This window comes from Psychrobacter sp. AOP5-GZ1-6, from assembly GCF_052376345.1.
Lineage (GTDB): Bacteria > Pseudomonadota > Gammaproteobacteria > Pseudomonadales > Moraxellaceae > Psychrobacter.
On the sequence record NZ_JBQSVP010000357.1, the window covers coordinates 1 to 385 of the forward strand.

Annotated in this window: 1 protein-coding gene; it reads right to left on the bottom strand. The window is 42.9% G+C overall.

Features of this window, described 5'->3' with window-relative positions; translation table 11 throughout:
* On the bottom strand, positions 1–281 hold a 281-nt coding region (locus ACT3RN_RS16195), incomplete at its 3' end, for a transposase (protein ID WP_444518882.1).
* Positions 282–385 lie beyond the last annotated feature (104 nt).

The following is a 385-nucleotide window of genomic DNA, read 5'->3' on the forward strand; positions in this document are numbered from 1 at the left end:
CCAGATATTTGCTCAGGACTCCAGTTCTCTTTAAGCTTGTCTGTCACCCATGCCCAGATATCAGCCACAATAGTTGTGGCGTTGTTAGCCCGTCTGTCACAAGCCTTGTTATTAGCATGCTTTGCTCGGTAACCTCGTAGGCTTTTATTGCGTCTGATTTCTCTCGATATGGTGCTAGGGCTTCTACCTAATGTGTCAGCTATAAATTTAATATTATGTTCTGCCCCTATAAGGGCATAAATCTGGTATCGTTCCCCTAGGCTTAGATGTGTATAGCTCATGGTTGCAATCTCACTTTGGTCGGTGGATAAAGACTTTGATGCTAGCGCATCTAGGTCTTTTTTTCACCTGCTCTTTGAAATTGCACTTCATGTGTTAATCTAAG